The sequence below is a fragment of the Aestuariivivens sediminis genome (assembly GCF_022662105.1).
GTDB lineage: Bacteria > Bacteroidota > Bacteroidia > Flavobacteriales > Flavobacteriaceae > Aestuariivivens > Aestuariivivens sediminis.
Genome location: NZ_JAKMCP010000009.1, coordinates 89,149 through 95,444, shown reverse-complemented (window position 1 = coordinate 95,444; position 6,296 = coordinate 89,149). Strand labels below are relative to the sequence as shown.

Here is a 6,296-nt window from a genome sequence, read left to right as displayed (position 1 = left end):
CAGCTGTTACCGTAAAGGTAGCTGAACCTGGGATTGGATCCTCACAATCACTTGTTGCATTCCAGGTTACTGTCGAGCTACCACCGCAAGCATCAGGTGGTCCTGGATTTACTATATTCGGATTAAGACCGCATCCGCCTGTAATGCTCAATCCTGAGAACCATGCATTATAGGCCGCATCTACTGTGCCTTGATCGTTACAGGCCGCTATGCCATCATCAGTAATTGGAACAACATTAACCGCTGGTGCAGCTGTTACTGTAAAGGTAGCTGAACAATTTTCACTTTGTTGACATTCATCACTCGCAAAAATGGCTACTGTAACTGCCCCTCCACAAGCATCTGGTGCTGTAGCACCACTTAAGTCATTATAAGGACCTGCACCGTCAATGGTATAAGTAACTGTAACAGTACCACTGCCACCCGAACTACTAAATCCGGTCAACCAGGTTGCAAAGGAAGAATCAATACTGCCTTGAGCGGTACATTCTGGAATGTTTTCATTATCAGGACAACTGACACTTAAATCAATTTCCGGGTTTTGTGTTACCGTAGCTGGATCACTATCTGCTGAACAACCATTGGAGGTAAATACTTCAACATAGTATTGTCCAACAACAGCATTATACGTTGAACTGGTTGAATCACCGGGTGCAATATCCCAATCTTCGGTAATATCGTTCCAAACATACCATTGATATCCGGAAATGGTTGCGGTTGTTTGAACGTTGGCAGTTAAAGTTGCATAAGGCTCATAACATTCGTAATTGCCATCCGCTACTGAAACCATAATATCAGGATTCCTGACAAGACTGTAAGGTCCTGCACCATCTTTAAGGGAAGACGTAAAGGAAGCCGATGATCTTGATTTTACAAAAATACTGGCCAAACCAGTGTCACAAGCTCCATTTTCATCCGAAAACCCTAATAGTGCCGTAGCATCAACCACTAACTCAGCAAAAACTGTTTCCGGATATTCGTATAACAAATTACCACCGCCATCAATAAAACCCCATGGAGGAGCCTCTGTTGTTGCATCGGTATTTAATTGAGACCATAAATACTGTTTTCCTGGTTTAAAAACAACCTGGGCATAACCATATTCATCATTAGTTCCTTCGAATAAATTAGTACATTGAGCGAACACAAATCCATTACCATCATCATAAAATTCAAAAGGCAAAAGTGTTGATGCACTATTAATCGCAGCAAAACCACCAGCCGCGTCAATTTCTGCTTTATCAACCCAGATCAGATAGGTGGCTATACCTTGGGTACCCCCATTGATGTAGTCCATAGACAACAATACATCACCATCAGTTTCAATAGAATACCCCAAAACAGCATCATAATCAAAATGATATGCGGTATGTCCACATTCGTCTCCATCTCCGGCGCCCGGGTAATAAATCATGCCACTGGCGTTAAAATCTATGGCCTTTCTAAAAAACTCAAAATCGATATGGTTACTACCATCTGCGTCAGATGTAGATGCTCCCACATACACATATTCCTCAGGAGGACCACTCCTGGTATCTCTACGTAAATGTGCATAAACATCTATAATATCCGTTTTTTGAGGTACATCTCCTTCTTTAAAGGTCCAAGATCTAGGGTCATCAAAATTCTTGTTGATAGCCTGGGCATAAACTGTCATATCTTGATTTCCCCCGGACACATATTGATCTCTACCGTAAACGGCGTCAATCCATTCGATATTAGCGTCTTCTGGGGTCGAATTGTTAGGAGCGCTCATTCTTAGTTCAGCAGTAACATTGGCTCCCTGAAATAAATCCCAATAATCATCTGAGGGAAGCGAAGGAACAGTTGGATTCATTATTACACCGGCTCCATAAAGATCCGAATTATCCGGTTCCCTTTCAAACCAATCATCTGTACCTTGAATTGCGTCTGCAGAAGGCTCTCCTGGAGGAGTCAACCAGGGTAAAAACTCCATAACACTATCATATGCATCTCCATCGATACCAAAATCTGCAATGATTGCTGATTCGTTATCGACAATTTGAGCCTGCAAACTATTCGTTGCAAACATAAAAAGCATAAGCACGGCAAAGCCCCCTATACTTTTTAATAATTTCTTAAGATTAAACCAACAACATAGTACATTATTGGTCGTTTTTAGTTTGGTAATTTTGTACATTAACATAACATTTAAGATTAATTAATAAACGTGTTAACATAACATGGTATGAGCGTGTAGTAGAATGAGGGGTTTGGCGTTTTATCCATGATAAAACACATAACACGGTATTTCAAGATATTAGGTAAATAGAGGCATTCAATAGTGCTATTAATCAAATGCTATTTTCACAAAAGGAGAAAATCCTCACGGTTATTATGAGTAATGTAAATTTAGGTATTAAATTCCAATCTCCACCAGAATTGAAAGAAAATTAGTTAAGTCGTAATGTAATATCGATAAACTACAAAATTTGTCTATTTCTTGACCAAAAATCGTGAATATCTGAAATCCTTCACCCAACATCAATACACACACTTCTTTGAATATCAATTAATTACATTTTTTTAAGCGTGTTTTTTATATAAATTTCTCTGTACAATCCTTTAACCGCGATAGACACCATAACCCCTTGATGGCCTGTAATGCGTATCGTACAAACTTAACGTCTCTATAAACCACCCTTTTAGAGATCCTATAGCCGCCTTATGGACGCTCCCAATTTCAAGAGTTCACCTCCCTGACATCATGAAAATAAACCCATCCATTGTGACCATCCCGGTCGTTATAGAACGCCTTATTCTGGTGCATATTATATTTTATAGGTTTGGCCATTAGCGTCCACAAAAAAACAGAACCTTAACCTGTGGTTCTGTTTTTATATAACGGTTTTCACTGTGGCCCTAGGGTGCTTCATGGACCTTAAGGTCACGGGCAGCCCAAAACATGAGCAGTCAGTTTTAATTGACCTCAGGTAAAAAGTTATAGGTCTTACTGTAGTCCAGCATCTGACTTACAAAGCTTTCCGGCTGGGTGACCTTAATCCTTACCATGTCGCCATTGGCATCGGTTTCAGGAACTAAAACGGGATTCACATATCCGGTGTATGGGGCCGACTTAAACTGCCGGTTGCGATCCAGCACTTCGGCATGCAACTCCTGATCCACCTTAACACCATAGCCTTCCACCAAAGCTTCGGCAGCGGCATAATCGCCTTCGGACTTAATCCGTTGGGTTTCCCTTAACAAAGCCCCGAATAAGTCCCGAAGCTTGTCGTAATTGGTAATATTAAAATACGTTTTACCGTCTCGGGTCACTTTTTCAATCACATTGTCGGCCTGCCCCTTGTCAAAGGCCCAGGCTGAGATCCATTGGCGGTTACGCATATGGGCTTCCTCCACATCATCCCCTAATTTCAGACGGATCAATTGTTTCATAAGTCCGTTAGCAATGTATTCATTGTACGATGCCTTCCCTACCGCCTGCCAATCATCAACCAGACCCAGTTCTTCCAGTTTCGGACTGTACATATAGTATAAGGCCACCAAATCGGCCCGACCTTCCTCCAATGTGGAGGCGTAGTTTTTAAGGGTTTCCTTGGTTTCACCAACCCCGGGGTTTAGCTGTCCTGAAGCATGACCAATCACCTCATGGAGGGCCGTTTCCAGCTTATCGGCCAATTCGTAATGTTGCCGGTACAGTTCAATCTCTTCGTCATCATGGGCAAACTCTTCCAGTCTTCCTGTACTGCCCACCTGATTTGAGGCATGAATGATATTGCCCAGAGACACCGACTTGCTCCCCACCTCCTTACGGATCCAATTGGCATTCGGTAAATTCACTCCAATCGGTGTACTGGGTGAGGCATCACCGGCTTCACCGGCCACATTAACGACTTTATAGGTCACCCCGACCACATTTTTTTTCTTGTGGGCGTCCATCAAGGGGGAATGGTCTTCAAACCATTGGGCATGCTCTGACAGGACCTTCATCTTCTGGGACATGTCAAAATCATTGATCTGCACGATGGACTCGTAAGACCCTCGGTAACCCAAGGGATCGTTATACACCTCTATAAAACTATTGATATAATCGACATTCCCTTCGGTAGCTTTGGTCCAGGCCACATTGTAATCGTCCCAGGTCTGTAAATCCCCTGTTCTGTAGTAGTCCATAAGCAAGCCTAAGGCATTAGCCTGAGCCTCATTTTCGGCGACCGTTTGGGCCAGTTCCAGCCATTTGAGAATTTCATCAATGGCCGCACCATAGAGCCCTCCTGATTTATAAACGCGTTCCCTGAGTCCCCCATTTTCTTTTACGAGTTGTGAATTCAATCCAAATGATAAGGGTCTTTTGGGATCCGGCGATTCCTTTGCCGCATAAAATTCAATAACATCGGTATTGGTAACCCCGGGACCATAAAAGTTAACTGCCGACAGCGCCACATTATCTATACCCTTGGCCTGGTTGACCTTCTTGGCATCGGCCTCATTGAATATGACCGCAAAGGCGTCATCCCTCAATTCCGTTTGGGTTTCATCCATGAGGTGCTTTAAATAGTCTGAAGAAAATCCCGGTTCCAGTTTGTCGTTGGAATAATGATGGTGTATGCCATTACTGAACCAAACCCGCTTGAGATAGGTTTCGAAAGCCTCCCAATCTTCGGTGGTTCTATCCCCCTTAAAATTCACGTAAACGCTCTCCAGGGCCTTCCTGATGGAAAGGTTGTGTCTGTAATTCTGATCCCACATGATATCCCGACCCGACAATCCGGCCTGTGTTAAATAATAGACCAATTGTTGCTCCTTCAGGGTTAATTGCTCCCATCCGGGAATTTGGTAACGTAACACTTTGACATCTGCAAATTGATCGACTTTGTAATCAAATGGCTGGGTTGATGCTGTTTCCGTATCTTGTTTTGTTTCTGACTTGTCCTCTAAACAGGAGATGGTAAACAGAAGGACAAGCCCAAGGCTAAACACCAAAACTTTCATGCGTTTGATGTTTTTTAGGGGGGTTGCTAACATTTTAAACATTTTTAATATTATTCAAAAATCTATCAATTTAAACCCTTTAATTTATTGAATAATATGATTTAAGCACAATAAATTATAGAATATTTAATTTATAGATAGCAAATGTAATAATTTATTAACAGAAATTTTAAAATGTTTATCTTTGATTTTTATAAATAGTCATTATTAAATCAACCACATGAAAGGCTTTAAATATGTTCAATTACTGATTCTTGTTTTGGTGATCGGTGCTGCAATATACATCACGGTTCAGCCCAATAGTTTTGAGGTTACCCGAAGCAGAACCATCAAAGCGCCTGCAGCCGTGATCTACGATCATATTATTGATTTTAAGAACTGGGAGGCCTGGTCTCCCTGGATTGAACAGGACAGCACCATAATTTTAACCTATCCCGAACAAACCAAAGGTGTGGGAGGGTCGTACTCCTGGCGGGACAAAGACGGTGTGGGTACCATGAAAACCCTGGAAGCCGAAGCCGATAGGACTATTACCCAGGAAATGCAATTTGAAGATTTTCCACCTTCGACCATAACATGGCGTTTTAACCCTATGAGTTCAGGTGAAACGGAGGTTACATGGGCCATATCCGGAGAGGATCTACCATTTGGTTTTAAAATGTATACCGTCCTTAAGGGGGGTATGGAAGAACAAATCGGGCCGAATTTTGAACGGGGTCTTGAAAAACTGGATAGTATGGTTATTGCCGACATGAACAAATACCACATTACCATAGAGGGCCAAACAGAATATAGCGGAGGATATTATTTATACAATACCACGTCTTGTAAAATAAGTGATTTTGAAAGCAAAATGATGGAGATGATGCCTAAAGTGGAACAATTTGTAACGGATCATCATATCAATACAGCCGGGGCTTCCTTTGTGTCCTTCCTGAAATGGGATGAAGCCAATAATGCAACCATATTTTCATGCTGCGTGCCCACATCGGAAAAAGTCATCGCCACGGAAAGCGATATCCAAACCGGTAAACTGGAGCCTTTTAAAGCCATAAAAACAACCTTGACAGGAGATTATGAGCATTTAAAGGAAGCCTGGGATAAAGCCATGCAATACGTAACCGATACTGGATATGAATTTACCCAACAGGGCCCCATGCTTGAAGTGTACCAAACCAATCCGGAAAACACACCCAATCCGTCAAAATGGATTACCGAAATTTATATTGCCGTGAAATAGATGAAACGAAAAGTCATGCATGTTAAAACGGCTTAGCCATGGAAAGGTTTCAAATTCTTAATGCGGGAACAAGGTGTTTACA

General features: G+C 42.0%; 3 protein-coding genes. 1 reads left to right on the top strand and 2 read right to left on the bottom strand.

What is annotated here, in order from left to right; translation table 11 throughout:
• Both MR054_RS16130 and MR054_RS16125 read right to left on the bottom strand, forming a co-directional pair.
• The coding region (locus MR054_RS16130; RefSeq protein ID WP_242158854.1) for a hypothetical protein at positions 1–2,161 on the bottom strand (2,161 nt) is incomplete at its 3' end.
• Between the two features lie 779 nt (positions 2,162–2,940).
• The gene (locus MR054_RS16125) at positions 2,941–5,007 is read right to left on the bottom strand and encodes a dipeptidyl-peptidase 3 family protein (protein WP_420868354.1); all 2,067 of its coding nucleotides are present in this window, start codon (positions 5,005–5,007) and stop codon (positions 2,941–2,943) included.
• A gap of 187 nt (positions 5,008–5,194) precedes the next feature.
• Here MR054_RS16125 and MR054_RS16120 point away from each other — a divergent pair, with 187 nt between their 5' ends.
• Positions 5,195–6,214 carry an SRPBCC family protein gene (locus tag MR054_RS16120; protein ID WP_242158852.1) on the top strand — a complete coding sequence of 340 codons (1,020 nt, stop codon included), beginning with the start codon at positions 5,195–5,197 and terminating at the stop codon, positions 6,212–6,214.
• The last annotated feature ends 82 nt before the right edge of the window (positions 6,215–6,296 follow it).